The following is a 16556-nucleotide window of genomic DNA, read 5'->3' as shown; positions in this document are numbered from 1 at the left end:
CCTACGAGTCAGGGATGCTTTTCATTTATTTGGTTTGTTGATACATGAGCTCTTTGATTAATGCTTTTTGTACATGCAGGCGGTTTTCTGCCTGCTGAAATACTTTTGAGTGCGGTCCATCAATAATGTCTGCTGTCACTTCTTCTCCGCGGTGTGCCGGGAGACAATGAAGGAAAATATAATCTTTTGCTGCATGACGCATTAGTTCATCATTGACTTGATATTCTTTAAATTCAGCAAGGCGTTTCTCTGTTTCTGCTTCCTGCCCCATGCTTGTAAACACATCAGAATAAATGACATCTGCATTTTGGACAGCAGCGACAGGGTCTGTCGTAACGATGACTTCTGCGCCTGATTGTTTTGCAAATTCACGTGCTGTGTCTGTTACTTCTTGAAGTGGTTCATAGCCTTTTGGTGATGCAACTGCAATATCACAGCCTAGCTGCGCACAGCCAACCATCAAGGAGTGAGCCACGTTATTTCCGTCACCGATGTAGGCGACTTTGATTCCTTTTAATGTTCCTTTTGCTTCTTTTATCGTCAATAAATCAGCAAGTGCCTGGCATGGATGGGAGTAGTCAGTCAGTCCATTGATGACAGGAATGGACGCATATTGTGCCAGCTCCTCGACCTTCTCATGTTCAAAGGTTCGAATCATAATGCCGTCTACATAGCCAGACAGCACCTGCGCTGTATCACTGATCGTTTCTCCTCTGCCGATTTGCAAATCATTTGAGCTGAGGAAGAGCGCATGTCCCCCAAGCTGCGTCATTCCCGCTTCAAACGACACGCGGGTTCTAGTTGACGATTTTTCAAAGATCATCGCTAATGTTTTCCCTTTGAATAAATCTTGGTATGGGTTTTGTTTCATTTCTTCCGCTTTTTCAATTAAATAAGCAATGTCATTGATTGAGAAATCTTTTAATGATAAAAAGTCTTTTCCGTATAATGTCGGTTGCACGTCAACTTGACTCATGCCGTCACTTCCTTTTTGTATAATTCTTGGAGCGATACTGGTGATACATCTCCATTTTTTCCTTGCAGGAATGCTTGAACTGTTTCATATTCTGTTAGAATTTGGACGCCATGTGTGAGTGCTTTTACGCGTTGCTCTTTTGCCTCTTCATCCTCGCCTAAATGGATATGAAGGGATTTATCTTCGTTTTGCAGCCAAGTGTCGAAGCTGTCCGTCCAGACGTCAAAGCCTGCATGTTTTGCGTCATCTACCAATTGTTCACTGCCTTTTATAAAGAGGCTACCTTTCTGATGCCAGATCGATGCAAACACTTTTTTCAAGGCGCTTTCGGCGTTTTTGCCTACACACATTCCTTCTCCTGTCGCTTTCATTTCAGGTGTCAGCTTTAAGTCAATATCTTGAATGGCATGTGATGAGAAGACTGGGAATTTGACCGCTGTTCCCCCTTTGTTTTTCGTTACTGGGTTCAGTTCTTCAAGCGTTGCACCAGCTAGTAATTGAGTCGCAAGTGGAATCATGTCAATGCCCATCACCTTGCTGACAACTGGAACGGTCCGGCTCGCCCGCGGATTCACCTCTAGTACAAGCGCCTGATCCCCTTTGATCACAAATTGGATATTCATAATGCCCTTAAACGCTAATTTCTTCGCTATTTGTTCGGACGCAATATGCACCTGCTGTTTGATGTCCTCGCTGATGGAGACACTTGGTAAGATGGCAAAGCTGTCACCTGAATGGACGCCTGCTTTCTCAATATGCTCCACGATCGTTGGGATGAAGGTCGTTTTTCCGTCAGAAATCAGATCCACTTCAACTTCTTTTCCAGTGACATACTCATCAATTAAAATTGGATACGGCAAATGATCTGGCTGATCAAGTAGTGACGTCAAATGCGCTTCTGACTGGACAACAATCATTCCCATTCCGCCAATGACATACGATGGGCGAATTAACACAGGGTAACCGATGCTGTTAGCATGCGTGAGCGCTTCTTCTTTTGAATGAGCTGTATTTCCTTTTGCATGAGGTAGGTTCAGTTCATCAAGAAGCTGATAGAACAGATCACGATCTTCCAGCGCATCTAGCGTGTCAAAGGATGTACCTAACAACGTAATGCCCGCTTTTTCTAAGCCTTCTGCTACATTGATGGCAGTCTGTCCGCCAAATTGAACGATGACGAAATCAATTTGCTCTGCTTCCACAACGTTTAAGATGTGCTCTAATGTAATGGGCTCAAAATATAAACGATCTGCGATTTCATAATCCGTACTGACCGTCTCTGGATTGTTGTTCATCATGATCGTTTCAAAGCCAAGCTTTTGCAAGGTAAGAACGCCATGCACCGCACTATAGTCAAACTCGACTCCTTGCCCAATTCGAATTGGACCAGAGCCAATGATGAGTGCACGCTGTTTTGTTTTCTCTTGATGCTCTCCATCACTTTTTCCAAAGTATGTGGAATAGAAGTAGTTCGTTTTTGCATCAAATTCCGCGGCACATGTGTCGACAATTTTAAATGAAGCCGTAATGCCATATTCTTGACGAAGCTGTCTAATCGCCTCTTCACTATTGCCCGTTAGAAGAGCAATCGTTTCATCAAGGAAGCCCTTTTCCTTTACCTTTTTCAAGGTGTCTTTGGAGAGCGTTCCTTCATGGTTCTTCAATTCCTGTTCGAGCGTGATCATATTGCTGAACACATGTAAGAAGAATAGATCGATTTTCGTCGCTTGATGGATCGCTTCAACCGTTTCCTGTCTTGAAAGAAGCTCCATGACAGCGAAGAAACGTCGATCGTCTGGTGTTTTGACAAGCTCAAATAGTTGTTCAGTCGATTGGTCTTTCAATTCTGTCAGGTGGAAACCCTTTGTTTTGATTTCAAGAGAGGCGACCGCTTTTTGGATGGCTGACTCTAAATTACGGTCAATCGCCATGACTTCGCCAGTCGCCTTCATTTTTGTACCTAATTGACGATCTGCCTGTTTAAATTTATCAAACGGCCAGCGCGGAAATTTCACGACGACATAATCGAGTGCCGGCTCAAAACTAGCATAAGTTGTGCCTGTGAGCGGGTTTTTCAGTTCGTCTAGTGTATAGCCTACCGCAAGCTTTGCTGCCATTTTAGCAATCGGATAGCCCGTCGCTTTTGAGGCAAGAGCAGATGAACGACTAACCCGCGGATTCACCTCAATGACAAAGTATTCTTTACTGAGTGGATCAAGGGCGAATTGGATGTTGCATCCCCCGACTACATCGAGTGCTGAAATGATTTTCAGGCTCGCTGAACGAAGCATTTGATAATCCTGGTCTGTTAATGTTTGCGAAGGTGCAACGACAATTGAGTCTCCTGTATGCACACCAACTGGATCGATATTTTCCATATTACAAACCGTAATACACGTATTTTGACGGTCTCTCATGACTTCATATTCGACTTCTTTAAAGCCCGCAATGCTTTTTTCAACTAAACACTGATGAATCGGGCTCGCTAAAAGGGCTCCTTCAATAAGCGGTTTAAACGCTTCTTCTGTTAAAGCAATTCCGCCGCCCTTTCCGCCAAGTGTGTATGCTGGTCTTAGGATGACTGGGAAACCTACTTCTTTTGCAAATTGAAGGGCATCCTTTGCATTATCCACAATTTCACTATCTGGCACAGGTTCGTTCAACTGCTTCATGAGAGCACGGAATTTCTCTCGATCTTCACCGTTTTCAATTGTTTCAACTGACGTTCCGAGCAGGGTTACCCCGTGCTTTTTCAGCACACCGGCTTTTTCGAGCTCGACAGCAAGGTTTAAAGCGGTCTGTCCGCCAAGGTTGGCTAAAAGACCATCTGGTTTTTCCTTTTCGATGATTCTTTTCACTGAATCAACTGAAAGCGGTTCAAAATAGATTTCATCAGCAAATGATTCGTCTGTCATAATGGTTGCTGGGTTGTTATTCACTAAAATGACTTTGTAGCCCTCTTCTTTTAGGGCCATACATCCTTGTGTTCCTGAGTAATCAAATTCAGCTGCCTGACCAATGATGATTGGACCAGACCCGATGACTAGAATGGTTTGTATGCTTTGATCTTTAGGCATGTGCAACTTCTCTCCTTGCTTGTTTCACTTTCTCAATAAAATCATCGAATACCCATTCACTTTCAGCAGGACCTGGGTGTGCTTCTGGATGAAATTGAACTGACATAATGAGCTTCTCTTTATGAATGAATCCTTCGACAGATCCATCATTAACATGAAGGAATTTCACTTCCACTTCTTTGTCATTCATGCTTTTTTCATTCACCACATAGCTGTGATTCTGACTTGTCATGAAAACACGTTTGGATTCTGTATCTTGTACAGGGTGATTCGCCCCGCGGTGGCCAAATGGAAGCTTATACGTATCCCCGCCAAGTGCAAGAGCGATTAATTGATGACCTAAACAGATTCCAAGTGTCGGGAAGGTCATCATGATGTCATGAATGGTTTTTAAATATGGCTTCATTGTTTTGGGATCTCCAGGTCCATTCGATAGCAGGACCGCATCTGGCTTAATCTCAAACACCTTTTCCAGCTGTTTGTACGGAATGACGGTTACTTTACAGCCGCGCGCTTCAAGCGAATCTGCTATTGATTTTTTAAAGCCAAAATCAATAAGCGCTACATGTTCCTCGCCGCTGCCTTGAGTGTAGATTTCATCGTCTGTCACCTGTGCGATCACATTGTCTTGTTTCATGGCCGGCGGTGTTTCGTTTTCGTCTACACTGATCACAGCGTTCATCGTCCCATTTGCCCGGATGTTTTGCACGACTGCACGTGTATCGGTATGAGTCAGAAGCGGAATGTTCCACTTCTGTAAATAATCTTTTAAGCTAACCGCTGCAAGATGGTGAGAGAAATGATCCGCTGCTTCATACACAACGACAGCTTTCACTTGTGGTTTTTTGCTCTCAAAGTCTTCATGATTAATACCGTAATTTCCGATGAGTGGATATGTGAAAACAATGATTTGTCCCTTATAGGAAGGGTCTGTGAGCACCTCTTGGTAACCTGTCATCCCTGTAAAGAAAACCACTTCACCTGTCATGCCAGCTTCTCCTGTCAGTTCTCCTTCAAAAGAGGCTCCATCTTCTAAATTTAAATAACCTTTCATGCTTGTGTCACCCCAAATTGAATAATTAGTAATATAAATGCATTTTTATGCGTTTTGGTGTAAAAAAATTTATACTGTCACTGTTTCATTTGCTAAAACATGAGTCATCGCTTCTATTGCTTGATCTATTTCTGCTTTTTCTACATTCAGCGGAGGCAATAACCGAATCACATTCGGACCAGCTGGAAGTACTAGCAACCCCTGTTCTCTCAGAGCTGTGATATAATCTCCGACTGGCTGATGACATTCAACCCCTGCCATCAATCCTTTTCCGCGTACTTCTTTTACGATATTCAGTTGTTTCAGATCTTGCAGTTTTTCTAGCAGATAAGCGCCTTTTTCTTTGACTTCTGTCAGAAACTCATCTTTGAAAATGACATCGAGTGTTGCATTCACAGCAGCCATGGCAAGCATGTTGCCACCAAAAGTTGTTCCATGTGAACCTGGTGAGAATGCGTCTCCTAAAGCCTTTTTCCCGATGACTGCACCGACTGGGAAGCCATTTCCTAATCCTTTAGCAGAAGAGATAATATCAGGATCAAGTCCCGTCTGTTCGTATGCAAATGCTGTTCCTGTACGTCCAATACCCGTTTGAATCTCATCTACGATCAGAAGTGCTTCATGCTTTTGGCAAAATGCTTGAACAGCTTCTAGAAATTCTGTTGTCGCTGGATTTACGCCACCTTCTCCTTGCACAACCTCAAGCATCACCGCTGCCACATCATCGACTTCACATGCGGCAATCGCTTCTGGGTCATTAAACGGTACATAATGAAAGCCTTCCAGCATGGGGCCAAAGCCCGTTTTGATTTTATCTTGACCTGTAGCAGCCATACCAGCATACGTGCGCCCATGAAAAGAGTGCAAAAATGTCACGATATTTGTTTTCCCTGTTGCTTTACGCGCCAATTTGATTGCAGCTTCATTTGCCTCAGCTCCGCTATTACAGAAAAACACGAGATCACCTGAACTATTTGCAGCCAGTTTTTCTGCTGCTTTTTCTTGCAGTCCATTTTCAAATAGATTCGATACATGCCAGACGTGATCAAGCTGTTTCTTGATGGCTTGATTGACCTTTGGGTGATTATGACCGAGATTTGTGACCGCAATGCCTTGTATAAAGTCTAAATATTTTTTCCCATTTGTATCGAATGCCCAAGAACCTGCTGCCTCTTTAATTTCAACATTCCACCGTCCATAAGTTTGAAAGAGATGACTCACAGGACCGCCTCCTTTTCCTTCACAATTCTTGTTCCTTTAAAGGTTTCCCCTGTAAAGATACTGCCTTTGCCATTGACGATCATGACTTCATTCACATCTCCTGATAAAGCACTCAAAGCGGATTGCACCTTTGGAATCATTCCCCCGGAAATAATGCCTTCATCAATGAGCGTGAGAGCTTCTTGTTCGGTGACGACATCTAATAGCTCGCCATTTTTTAAAATGCCTTCCACATCTGTAACAAACATGAGCTTATCAGCTTTCATCGCTCCTGCTACAGCTGATGCTGCTAAATCAGCGTTTACGTTTAACGTTTGGCATTCCTCTGTCATAGACAACGGTGCAATCACAGGAATAAACTGTTTTTCCATTAATGCTTCTGCCATCTCTGGATGCACTTCTTTGATTTCACCAACGTACCCGTACACGTCTTGATTAAGAAAATCAGCGACAAGCATCTGACCATCTTTCCCAGACACGCCGACAGATGAGATATCATGCTTTGCGAGCTCTGACACAAAGTATTTATTGACCGTTCCCGAGAGGACCATTTCGGCTACCTCTAATACCGGCTTCGTTGTTTTGCGCTGCCCGTCAACAAATTCTGTTTTCACTTCTAGTTTTTGCAGCATGCTGGTGATTTCAGGGCCTCCGCCATGGACGATAGCCAGCTTAAATCCAGCAGCTTGAAGTGAGCGGACATTTTCATAAAAGGTATCTGAAAGTTCTCGAATGACACTGCCTCCACACTTGAATACGATCGTTTTATCCATGTCTATCTCCTTCATTATGTGCGATAGCTCGCGTTAATTTTCACATAATCATAGGTAAGGTCACAGCCCCATGCCGCTGCCTGACCATTCCCCTCATTCATTTGAATCAAAATCGTGATCTCATCCTGCTCTAAATACGCTTTTGCTTCCTCTTCTGAGAATGGCTGCGGTTCATTATGTTTAAACAGACATTGTCCACCTAAATACACTTCTACCTCTTGTGGTGTGACGGACGCTGCGCTATGGCCAATCGCTCCAATGATACGCCCCCAGTTGGCGTCGGTGCCGTATACGGCTGTTTTCACTAGACTTGAACCGACGATTTTCTTCGCTATGATGCCGGCTTCTAAATGATTTTTAGCGCCAGCGACTTGCGCTTCAATTAATTTCGTTGCACCTTCTCCGTCTCTTGCAATCTCTTTGGCAAGATCCTCACAAGCTAGCTTTAATCCTTCTTTGAACAATGGCCATTCTGGATGCTCTTCATTTAGCACATCATTTTCTGCCATGCCATTTGCCATCACGAGTACCATATCGTTTGTCGATGTTTCTCCGTCGACAGTAATTTGATTAAAGGTCACATCGGTAATATCACGCAGTGCATTTTGCAGAGCGTCTTGTTCGACATTTGCATCCGTTGTCACGAAGCCAAGCATTGTTGCCATATTTGGATGAATCATACCTGAGCCCTTCGCTGCACCTGAAATGAGAATCTCTTTGCCGTTTATCGTCAGGGTGTATGTTGTGTTTTTAATGACTGTATCTGTCGTTAAGATTGCCTCTTCAAAATGACCATTTCCTGCTTTTGCTTCTTTCAGCTGAGTGATGCCTTTTTTGATTTTATCCATATCCAGACACTCTCCAATGACACCAGTAGAAGAAACAGCAATGTAATCAGGTTCTACCCCTAACATATTTGCGCAAGCTGCCTGCATTTCGTATGCGTCCTTTAAACCTTGCTCACCGGTACATGCATTGGCGATGGCACTATTGACAATGACCCCTTTTAATTGCCCTGTCTTTTTTAAGCTTTTCTGAGTGACTTGTAGAGGCGCAGCTTGAAAGTGACTTTGTGTGTATACCGCTGCACTCGCTGCCGGCACTTCACTGACGATCAGTCCGAGGTCTTTTTTTGAATAACGTAATCCAATATGAATCCCCTTTGCTTCAAAGCCTTTTGGTGATGATACGTCACCGTCTATTTTAACAATGCTTTTTTCATTCAATTCGATCATGTTTGTTGTCTCCCCTGTTCTTATGGATAGAGAGGTGTCATTGTGAGGCCCGCCTCTTCATCTAAGCCTTTGATGATGTTGAAGTTTTGAACCGCTTGGCCGGCTGCGCCCTTCATGAGATTGTCGATCACAGACACAATCGTGAGTCTGCCTGTACGTTCATCTAAATGAAAGCCAATGTCACAGAAATTACTGCCGTATACTTCCCTTGTTTGCGGATACACCCCGTGATCTCTCACTCTGACAAAATAGGAATCTTCATAAAAGCCTTTCATATGCTTCATCAATTCCTCTTTTGTGATATCTGATTTCAGCTGGGTATACATCGTCGCCATAATCCCCCTTGTCATCGGGACAAGGTGCGTTGAAAATGTGATATTCGCCGTGTGCGGATTCCATTCTCTTAATATTTGCTCTATTTCAGGTGTATGTTGATGTTCATTTACCTTATAAATTTTGAAGTTGTCGTTTAGCTCTGAAAAATGCGTTCCAAGTGAGGCAGATCGTCCTGCACCGGACACTCCTGTTTTTGCATCTATTATGATCATAGATTCATCGATTAGATTCTGTTTCATCAGCGGTGCTAAACCGAGAAGAACTGCGGTAGGGAAGCACCCTGGATTTGCAATAACTTCAGCCTGCTCAATCGTTTCACGATTCAATTCAGATAACCCGTACACAGCTTGTTGAACAGATGCTTGATCAGCTGCCCTTCGTTTATACCAAGCTTCATAGGTTGCACCGTCTTGAATGCGCAAATCACCTGATAAATCAATGATAGGCACTCCTTGGTTCATGAGCTTCGGTGTGAGTTCACTTGATACGCCTGCTGGTGTCGCTAAAAACACAGCATCTGTTTCTCGCACAATGGCAGCAGGATCAATGGCTTTTAATGTTTGATCAGTAATCGTTGTGAGATGCGGATAAGATTGACTGTATAATTGCCCATCACCACTCGATGAATACAATATACATTCATCCACGTGTGGATGTTGCTTGAAGATACGAACTAATTCCGCACCACCGTATCCCGTAGCACCTATAATACCTATTTTCAACGTCAATACACCCTCTTGATCTTTGTGAAATTATTTAACATTATAACATGTATAAAAATTAATTCAATTGTATATTTAATATTTCTTTTCATTTTTTTTCATAAAAAAATCCACATATCTACGTGAGATATGCGGATTTATCTTTCATATTTCATCAAGATGATCATGAGAGCACTGCATAAATATATGATAGAGCTTGCATAAAAAATGAAGTAAACGGTGAAGAAATCTGCAAACAGGCCGCCAAGCATAATTGCTATCGATGAAAAAAGAGCTGTCCAAAAATGATAGCGGCCGACCTCCTTCATTCTTTTATTCTCTGTTGTCAGTTCCGTAACGATGAGTTTTTCCCCGTGCTTTTGAAAGCCGCCTAGTGCACCAAGTACCAGCTGAATCATATACACTTGCGCGACTTCTGTTATATGCGGAAATAGCAGCAAAAGAAATGCCATACCGAACGAATGAATAATCAAAAAGAGCCGCCTATCGGTGGTTTCGGGCAGTTTCCCTAAAAGTAAATGAATAAACGCTCCGCTTAAACCAAACAGGCCATAGGCAAGACCAAACTGAGAGTAGCTTGATCCAACATTTTTAATAAAAAGAATGTAAAAAGGGAAAATCAAACTGCTGGCGAAAAACAGCAGACTTTGTGAGTAAACGAACCATTTCATTGCTTTTGCATTCATTGTGTATTGTACCTTTCATAAAAGTAATTGATAAACCTGCCGTCCGGATCTGCTTGCTTTTTCTTTTGGAAGAACACATCCGTTTTAGGATACGCCTGTTTCATTTGTACCTTCGTTTGATAAGGCATGTACGGTAAGTAATAGCTTCCATGGTGCCGTAGCGTGATATCTGTCATTTGCCGGATGATCCGCTCTGCTTCTGCCTTCTCTTCTTTCTTAAAACCATAATTCACTAAAAGAACAAGGGCAAACATATCTTCTTTCGCATATGAGAGATCCGCTTTTTCATTTTTTTGTACGTAGCGTATTGTGATGTTCATTAAATTCAATTCTTCCTGTTGTAAAAAGTGTCTCATTTCATCGATATACGCACGAAAGCGATCCACTGGGACGAAATATTCCTGCAGTACATCTGTGTCTGACTCATTCTCATAGTCTAAAAAAGCAGAATCTGAGCGCATCACATTATTTCTTGTGATCAGCTGATCATTTTGACTTTGGAAATACTTCTTTTGCAAATTCCATAGCAGATCTTTCCCCATATCAAACCTTCTTGAAAGACCGAGCATAAATTTGAGTGGCATAACGAGTTGATCCTCTTTCAGCTCTTGATATGATTCGATCTCTTGTTGTGAAGTGAGGGAATAATTCGTTACATACATCTCTTTCAAAAAGTTGGTTTTCGATGTTGAGATTCTGGCAAGATGCATGCGTACTTGTTTATTTTGTTTGACATGTTTTTGAAAATAATCAGTGTATTCATCGTAATTTAGAGAGGTTGTCTCCATTTTATATAATTCATCCTTTGTTAAGGAAAGTTCAACATCTAAAATGACACCGAACAAGCCGTACCCTCCAATAACGGCAGTAAATAAATCATCGCCTGGCTTCACTGTGATAATCTCACCATCTGCTTTTAACAGTCTGAAAGAACGAACGGTGTCAATGAGTGAGCCGTAGCGAATGTCACGTCCATGTGCGTTTGCACTGAGGGAACCGCCAATCGTAAAGATGTTCTGTGATTGCATGACCTTCACGGCAAGACCATATGGGTTGACATATCTTTGTATATCATCCCATGTAGCGCCGCTTTGGACACGGATGGTTTTCTTTTTTTTATCAAATGCTAAAATTTGGCGGAATTCTGTCATATCGAGCACGATGCCATTTTCATAATACGTGTGGCCGCCCATGCTATGCTGTTTGCCGGCAATGGATATCGGCAGGTTTTTTGCTTTCGCTTCTTCTACTACTTCTTTTAAAGTGTCTATTTCTTTACCTTGAACGACTTTTTTTATTTTAACAGGCATGAGATGACTGACATCTGTAAACGCCTCAAGATCTTGTTTTTTGTGTGCTTGCTCCTCACGAATGGTGATTGATGTAAAAAATGCAGCAGCATATCCCATCAAAAGAACAATCCATAACCATTTTCGTTTCATTATAGGTACTCCGATCTGTCATATTACACCCATTATATCAATCTATTCTCTTCCTCCACCTTATTTTTTCATAAAAAAACCCGGCATGAGTTCAACTCATACCAGGCATTTTCATTTGTGCTTATTGAATACCGAGCGCGATTTTTGCGTATCTTGACATTTTGTCTCGTGTCCAAGGCGGATTCCATACGATGTGAACTTCTGTTTCTTTCACTTCTGGAAGATCACTTAATGCTTTTTTCACTTCATCCACGATAACTGGTGCAAGGGGACACCCCATTGATGTTAAGGTCATCGTGATATCCGCTTTTCCATTCTCATCAAGATCGACATCATAGACAAGTCCAAGGTTGACGATGTCGACATTCAGCTCAGGGTCAATCACCTGTTCTAGGGCGCCTAAAATATTTTCTTTCAATGCTTCATCCATGATATCCACTCCTTTTCCATTAGTATAACGTACTTTTTCTTTTGACTAAACGTTTGTGCTTTTCAGATGTGTCACAAACCAGTCAATCGTTTCAAACATTGCCTGTCTTGAGACCTTATGGCCAGCTTGTCCATCTGTAATAAAACGAATCAGGTGCGGATCTTCTTTATATTGGGTTGCTGCTAACTCGTCATAAAGAGCTTTTGCATGCCGATAAGGGACAACTGGATCGTTTTCTGCATGCCAGAATAACAGCGGTCTTTTGTTTAATCGATCTGTTTGCAGCGTTAAATCATAAGGACGCAGCGCGTCTAATTGCTGATGAACCTCTTCGTCTGTAATTTCTTTCATCAACCCTTTGTTCCGCATGTTCATGATTTGTGCTTGTAGGAATGTCGTATATTTCGGACTTCCCATCAAGCTAACTGCCGCTTTAATCCAATCATGCTTGGCGAGTGCACCAAAGGTCGTGATGCCGCCCATGGAAGTACCTGCAACACCGATCAGATCGGCTTCAATCAATTGTTTTTCTTGAAAATATGTTTTGAGTATATCGATTTCATGTATTTCGTTCAGGACAATTTCCCAGAACCTTGACGCCAGTTCCTCTAAGCTGAGGTTTTCTGATCTTACACCATGATAAGCACAGTCAGGCAAAATCACTCTCATGCCTTTTTCCGCCAAATGAAAGGCGAAGTGTAAGTTGTGCTCGCGTGCACTTGTAAATCCGTGTATAAAAAATACAAGCGGCAGCGGTTTGTTTTTATTTTCAGCTTTTACGATATGTAAAAATGGAATATCGCGCGCAATTTGCTCATCAATGGTGATCACAGCCTATGAATCCTCCTTTATCATTCCCGTCTTTGTTTATTTTAACATGTAGACAACAAAGATGTGATAAAGATACACTATAGGTAGAGGCGCCGCAAGAACTGCCTCCTATCACTTACAGATCAAAGGAGATTTTATGGAGACTAAACCTTATCTAATCGCACTTGACCTGGATGGCACGTTATTAAAAGATGATAAAACCATCTCTACACACACACTTGACGTCATTCAAAAAGTGAAAGACAGCGGGCATCATGTCTGTATTTCGACCGGACGGCCATTTCGTTCCAGCTCTCCTTATTATCAGCAATTACAGCTTGATTCACCCATTGTGAATTTTAATGGAGCGTTTGTCCATCATCCTCTTGATGAAAAATGGGGCAGATTTCATACGTCACTTGATCTTCAAGTCGTTAAACAGCTTGTAGACATTAGTGAGGAGTATAAAGTACACAATGTGCTAGCTGAAGTGTTAGACGATTTGTATTTCCATTATCATGATGAGAAGCTCATTGATATATTTAATATGAATGCAAATAAAGTTACTGTTGGAGACCTTAGAGACAACCTTGGAGAGAATGTGACGAGCGTGTTAATTCACGCAAAAGAAGAGGACGTTGGAGCCATTCGAAGCTATTTATCAGATGTTCATGCAGAAGTGATTGATCATAGGCGATGGGCTGCTCCGTGGCACGTGATTGAGATCATTAAAACAGGCATGAACAAGGCCGTTGGACTGCAAAAGATCAGTGATTATTACGGCGTTCCACAGGAGCGGATTGTGGCATTCGGAGATGAAGACAATGATTTAGAAATGCTTGAATTTGCTGGATGCGGTGTGGCTATGGGCAACGGAATTGATGCTGTGAAACGTATTTCAAATGAAGTCACTGATACAAACGAACAAGATGGGATTGCAAAGTTTCTAACGAATTACTTCTCGCTTTAATTTTTCCATTCATACATAGCAGATGGAAGCGGGCATACTACCTTTAGACAGGTTGTCCTGTCAGCTTGTGTAAAGGGGCGGATTCCGAATGGGTAAAAGAAGCAAATCGAAACGCTTTATACAACAAGGTAAAGATTCAGTCAGTCTGCATGATGCACGTTTTCCTTATCGTTCTACGCTTGAAGAAGCTGCGGAGGACAGGGGAAACATGAAGACTGATGCTTCTGGAGGTTCATTGTGAGAAACGAACTTTTTGATCAAGCCAAATCATTTACTGAAGAAGCCCTTACTTCTTCATTTTCATCTGGGTTAGAGCGTCAACAGGCGGTCAAACGAGCCAAAAATGCCGTATCATCTGCATTTGCCAATTCGACAGATGCAGAAAGAAACCAGCTGCATACCTTCCAAGACTTGCTCGATGATCTCTAACATAAAAAAGCTGTCCACACCATTGGACAGCTTTTTCTGATTCTCATGAAGCTGAAAGCACTTATTTCACTTGGAACGTTTTCTTTTCCGTGATTTGCTTCAGCCCTTCTGCTTTTCCTTTAAATGTGACGACCGCTTCATACGTTCCCGGCTTGACACCATTTGACCACGTATCTTGAAAATCATAGGCTTCGCCTTTCTGTAGTACAAATGATTGGATGGCCTGAGTGAACATACGGTCTTTTGAGTAGCGGTATTGTTCATTTCCGTTTTCATCATACACACTGAGCTCGAATTTCTGGCTTGTGTTAAAGGTAAATTCAATATCTCGATCTGATTCATTTTTCAGTGACATGTTAAATTGAACCGAAGAACCTTTCTGGACGGGGTCTACTGTGAGTACAACCGTTTTTTCTCCCATTTGACCTGATACCTCCTTGTTTGGTTCATCCTTTTTTTGTTGTCCACAAGCGGTTAAAATCAATACAACGAGAAGAAGCACCAACCCTTTTTTCATTCGCTACCCACCTTTTAATCTCGTCTGAAAAATCCAAGAATATTAGTTGTTTGCACAATATTTGTAAAGGCTTTTGGATCGACTTCTTTAATAATTTGTTCAAGTTCATACAGCTCATACCTTGTAATGACGATCACCATCATTTCTTTTGGCTCATTGGTAAAAGCTCCCTTTGCAGGTACAGTCGTAATACCTCTGACCATTTTTCCATAAATGGCTTCCTTGATTTCATCAGCCTTCTTCGTCACAATCATCGCGGTCAGCTTCTCATGTCTTGTATGGATGGCATCAATGACCCTTGTGGTCACATACAATGTGACAAGGGTATATAATGCTTTCTCCCAACCTTGTAATAATCCTGCTGTAAAAATGATGATACCATTTAAAATGAAGAAATACGTGCCGACTGGTTTATCCTTCCACTTCGCTAGGATCATGGCTATGATGTCGAGTCCGCCTGTCGATGCCCCAAATTTGAGCGTGATCCCAATCCCTACTGCTGATATCACGCCGCCAAACACAGCATTTAGTAAAATATCATGTGAAACACTCGTTTCTGGTAAGATGCCGAGGAAAATGGTCGTCAGGGCCACACTGATGATGCTGTAAAACGTAAAGGAACGGCCCACTTTCATCCACCCTAAAATGCCGACTGGAATATTTAAAATAAATAATAGAATCCCTGTGGATACATAAAATGGCGCATATTGATCCATTAAGCTAGATAACAGCTGGGCTACCCCTGTAAACCCACTCGCGTATACATCAGCTGGAATTAAGAATAAATTTAGTCCAATCGCATTGAGCAGTGCACCAATGACGACGACAATGAGTTTTTTTGCTTCTCCGATGAACATATTGTCATTCCTCCACTTACCATTCTCTCTATGGTTTTCCCTAAAATTTAGAATTTGAACACGAAAAGTTGATTTCTGTGATATAGTTAGGCTAAAAAGTTGTAAAATATGGCTGATTTTTTTAGAAAGAAGGGATTTTGATGACTGTTCATATCATAGCAGACAGTGCTGCTGATCTGCCTCTTTCTTATTATGATGAACATAACATGACGGTTATTCCGCTCCGTGTATTGCTTGGCGAGCAGGAATTTGAAGATTTGGTCACCATTGAACCAAAACAAGTATTTGATGCGATGAGACAAGGTGCTAGCCCAAAAACGTCACAAGCTTCACCAAACCGAATCAAAGAAGCCTTTGTTTCTCTCGCACAAACCCATACATCTGCAATCTATGTTGCCTTTTCATCAGAGCTTTCTGGTACATATCAAACCGCTGTGATGATGGCAAACGAAGTGAAGGAAGAATACCCTGATTTTGATTTACGAATCATTGATTCTAAATGTGCTTCACTCGGCTATGGGCTTGCTGTCAAACACGCTCAATCACTTGCCATTGACGGAAATACAATACAAGAAATTGAAACGTCTGTAAAGCATTTTTGCGAATCTTTACAACATATTTTTACTGTAGACGATTTATCGTATTTAGCAAGAGGCGGAAGAATTAGTAAAGCGTCCGCATTTGTTGGCGGTTTATTGAGTATTAAGCCCATTTTACACGTCGAGGATGGAAAGCTCATCCCCCTTGAGAAAATCCGCGGACGTAAAAAGCTGTTGAAACGCATTATTGAACTGATGAAAGAACGTGGAACGGATTGGTCAAATCAAACTGTTGGCATTAGTCATGGTGATGATCCTGCACTTGCAGAAGACATGAGAGAATTGATTGAAGCCGAATTTCATCCAAAAGAAATTGATATTCAGATTGTCGGCGCAGCTGTTGGGTCCCATTCAGGCCCAGGTACGCTTGCCATCTTCTTTACAGGCAAACCATCATAAAAAGCACCCTTCCCTGACACATC

Annotated in this window: 17 protein-coding genes; 4 read left to right on the top strand and 13 right to left on the bottom strand. The window is 42.0% G+C overall.

The features are described from left to right. Positions 1-25: 25 nt before the first annotated feature. From argF to QRN39_RS03750, 11 genes are all read right to left on the bottom strand, one after another. A complete protein-coding gene (gene argF / locus QRN39_RS03800) occupies positions 26-976 on the bottom strand; it encodes an ornithine carbamoyltransferase (RefSeq protein ID WP_050945307.1) in 951 nt (316 codons plus the stop codon). Next, positions 973-4053, bottom strand: coding sequence for a carbamoyl phosphate synthase large subunit (locus QRN39_RS03795; protein WP_284906223.1), 3081 nt, complete (start codon positions 4051-4053; stop codon positions 973-975). The genes argF and QRN39_RS03795 overlap by 4 nt, the downstream gene beginning before the upstream one ends. After that, entirely contained in the window at positions 4046-5107 is a 1062-nt protein-coding gene (locus tag QRN39_RS03790; RefSeq protein WP_137054793.1) for a carbamoyl phosphate synthase small subunit, read from the bottom strand. The genes QRN39_RS03795 and QRN39_RS03790 overlap by 8 nt, the downstream gene beginning before the upstream one ends. Positions 5108-5176: 69 nt before the next feature. Next, complete coding sequence (locus QRN39_RS03785) at positions 5177-6328, bottom strand: acetylornithine transaminase (RefSeq protein WP_284906222.1); 1152 nt, start codon at positions 6326-6328, stop codon at positions 5177-5179. Next, entirely contained in the window at positions 6325-7101 is a 777-nt protein-coding gene (argB, locus tag QRN39_RS03780) for an acetylglutamate kinase (RefSeq protein ID WP_106029954.1), read from the bottom strand. Before argB ends, QRN39_RS03785 begins: the two co-directional genes overlap by 4 nt. 14 nt (positions 7102-7115) lie before the next feature. Continuing rightward, the gene (argJ, locus tag QRN39_RS03775; RefSeq protein ID WP_113386935.1) at positions 7116-8336 is read right to left on the bottom strand and encodes a bifunctional ornithine acetyltransferase/N-acetylglutamate synthase; all 1221 of its coding nucleotides are present in this window, start codon (positions 8334-8336) and stop codon (positions 7116-7118) included. Positions 8337-8356: 20 nt separating this feature from the next. Then, positions 8357-9394, bottom strand: a complete 1038-nt coding sequence (gene argC, locus QRN39_RS03770) for an N-acetyl-gamma-glutamyl-phosphate reductase (protein ID WP_034620058.1) — start codon at positions 9392-9394, stop codon at positions 8357-8359. A gap of 137 nt (positions 9395-9531) precedes the next feature. Beyond that, the gene (locus tag QRN39_RS03765) at positions 9532-10080 is read right to left on the bottom strand and encodes an MFS transporter (RefSeq protein WP_253622735.1); all 549 of its coding nucleotides are present in this window, start codon (positions 10078-10080) and stop codon (positions 9532-9534) included. Further along, positions 10077-11522 carry an FAD-binding oxidoreductase gene (locus tag QRN39_RS03760; RefSeq protein ID WP_284906221.1) on the bottom strand — a complete coding sequence of 482 codons (1446 nt, stop codon included), beginning with the start codon at positions 11520-11522 and terminating at the stop codon, positions 10077-10079. Before QRN39_RS03760 ends, QRN39_RS03765 begins: the two co-directional genes overlap by 4 nt. 121 nt (positions 11523-11643) lie before the next feature. Continuing rightward, complete coding sequence (locus QRN39_RS03755; RefSeq protein ID WP_003211530.1) at positions 11644-11952, bottom strand: metal-sulfur cluster assembly factor; 309 nt, start codon at positions 11950-11952, stop codon at positions 11644-11646. 45 nt (positions 11953-11997) lie between these two features. Continuing rightward, positions 11998-12783 carry an alpha/beta fold hydrolase gene (locus tag QRN39_RS03750; RefSeq protein ID WP_284906220.1) on the bottom strand — a complete coding sequence of 262 codons (786 nt, stop codon included), beginning with the start codon at positions 12781-12783 and terminating at the stop codon, positions 11998-12000. Positions 12784-12919: 136 nt separating this feature from the next. On the opposite strand from QRN39_RS03750, the gene QRN39_RS03745 reads away from it, so the two are divergent. From QRN39_RS03745 to QRN39_RS03735, 3 genes are all read left to right on the top strand, one after another. Next, positions 12920-13732, top strand: coding sequence for a Cof-type HAD-IIB family hydrolase (locus QRN39_RS03745; RefSeq protein ID WP_050945320.1), 813 nt, complete (start codon positions 12920-12922; stop codon positions 13730-13732). 88 nt (positions 13733-13820) lie between these two features. Beyond that, positions 13821-13973, top strand: coding sequence for a hypothetical protein (locus tag QRN39_RS03740; protein ID WP_008348539.1), 153 nt, complete (start codon positions 13821-13823; stop codon positions 13971-13973). Next, entirely contained in the window at positions 13970-14161 is a 192-nt protein-coding gene (locus QRN39_RS03735; RefSeq protein WP_024425070.1) for a DUF3813 domain-containing protein, read from the top strand. Before QRN39_RS03740 ends, QRN39_RS03735 begins: the two co-directional genes overlap by 4 nt. Positions 14162-14222: 61 nt before the next feature. On the opposite strand, the gene QRN39_RS03730 is transcribed toward QRN39_RS03735, so the two are convergent. Both QRN39_RS03730 and QRN39_RS03725 read right to left on the bottom strand, forming a co-directional pair. Beyond that, positions 14223-14678 (bottom strand): BsuPI-related putative proteinase inhibitor, encoded by a 456-nt coding sequence (locus QRN39_RS03730; RefSeq protein ID WP_003211396.1) that lies wholly within the window; start codon positions 14676-14678, stop codon positions 14223-14225. Between the two features lie 14 nt (positions 14679-14692). Continuing rightward, positions 14693-15535 carry a YitT family protein gene (locus QRN39_RS03725; protein ID WP_003211320.1) on the bottom strand — a complete coding sequence of 281 codons (843 nt, stop codon included), beginning with the start codon at positions 15533-15535 and terminating at the stop codon, positions 14693-14695. Positions 15536-15675: 140 nt separating this feature from the next. On the opposite strand from QRN39_RS03725, the gene QRN39_RS03720 reads away from it, so the two are divergent. Next, positions 15676-16533 (top strand): DegV family protein, encoded by an 858-nt coding sequence (locus QRN39_RS03720; protein WP_137054799.1) that lies wholly within the window; start codon positions 15676-15678, stop codon positions 16531-16533. Positions 16534-16556 lie beyond the last annotated feature (23 nt).

It is taken from the genome of Bacillus sp. lyk4-R2A-2, from assembly GCF_030209735.1.
In the GTDB taxonomy this organism is placed as follows: Bacteria; Bacillota; Bacilli; order Bacillales; family Bacillaceae; genus Bacillus; species Bacillus pumilus.
The sequence above is the reverse complement of the archived record's forward strand: the minus strand, read 5'-3'. Positions and strand labels throughout refer to the sequence as shown.